The organism is Bartonella sp. AP57NXGY (assembly GCF_042195805.1).
Taxonomy (GTDB): domain Bacteria; phylum Pseudomonadota; class Alphaproteobacteria; order Rhizobiales; family Rhizobiaceae; genus Bartonella.
The window spans coordinates 1,651-2,800 of sequence record NZ_JBHIOZ010000159.1 but is presented as its reverse complement, the minus strand read 5'-3'; the positions used below and the strand labels follow the sequence as shown (position 1 = coordinate 2,800).

Genomic DNA, 1,150 nt, shown 5'->3' with positions numbered 1-1,150 from the left:
CTCAATAAACTGCCCCTGCTTATAACCACACCATCACCCCCCCCACACAATTCACAGTGCCTTTTTTTGAATTTGGACCTTTTTTGTATTGAAGGCATCTTCCAAACACTGCCAATATGCCCCTTACAGAATTTCTTCTCATAGCAAGCATACGGGCTTCACGCCTAAGTCCTCTTCAGCCGTTTCTTCTTTTCACACCTTCCATCATGGATAAAAAAAAATTGTAAACACGATCCTCAAAAAATACTTTTTGAAAAAAGCTTAAAACATCGCTTAGCGCCTCTAATAAACTATCACCGTCTGTTTTTTATTTATGAGCTTCAACCATATAGCAGCACATACCGTATCGGCTCTCCTCCACCCCTCAAAGTTGATAAAACAGCCCTGAAATATGGCTTCACAAAGCAAAAACTTCAAAGGTGCAACACCAATTCAACCAACATCCTTGAATAAGAAATATTCCTTTCAAAACTCCTCCAAGCATTACCCCCGAAACATAAAAATCAAGCACTGTCCCAAAAGAGCCAATCAAGCCATTGCCAATAAACCGTTCTGCGTCACTCAATCACCCACCCCCACTCATATTTTTTGCTTTTTTACTTTGAATAAGCCATCCATCATACAGCCATTTCGAGCAACCACCGACAATATCATCAATCTCTCCTGAAATACTTCATGAAAAAGAAGAGAGCGAGGTTATTTTATCTCTAGCAGAAGCTCTGAAATTGTTTTATATTAAGGAGGGTGTTCTGCGCTTCTCGACAGGAAATAACGTATTCCTGAGACCTTAATGATCTCCAAGGGAGCTGTCCCTGATCAAGCCCGTGGGCTTTTTCATATGGCGCCCACCTATTTGTATAGGTTCCCGGGATCAGCTTTTTCCATCGGCTGTTGTGGATCACCCTTTATTTATATAACTTTTTTACATCAAATTTTTCCAGCTAAAATTGAGAGCGTCCTTTTACATAAGACCAATGACGATACTCTCTTTTCAAGAAATAAAAATTACGATAGGCTTTATTTTATAAAACAGACAGCACTGACAAAATAATCCCCTCTGTGAATCTGCTTCACCCCTTCGCACGCAAGCAACGCAAAAGCGGCTTGTTGCACCAAGATACCCCCTAAAGAGCACACACTTTTTTTCATG

Annotated in this window: 1 protein-coding gene and 1 other RNA gene; one reads left to right on the top strand and one right to left on the bottom strand. The window is 40.4% G+C overall.

The window, feature by feature from the left end; translation table 11 throughout:
• Positions 1-397: 397 nt before the first annotated feature.
• The gene (locus tag ACFIL8_RS08925; protein ID WP_375681367.1) at positions 398-565 is read right to left on the bottom strand and encodes a hypothetical protein; all 168 of its coding nucleotides are present in this window, start codon (positions 563-565) and stop codon (positions 398-400) included.
• A gap of 178 nt (positions 566-743) precedes the next feature.
• On the opposite strand from ACFIL8_RS08925, the gene ssrS reads away from it, so the two are divergent.
• A non-coding RNA gene (ssrS, locus tag ACFIL8_RS08920) (6S RNA) lies at positions 744-904 on the top strand.
• Positions 905-1,150 lie beyond the last annotated feature (246 nt).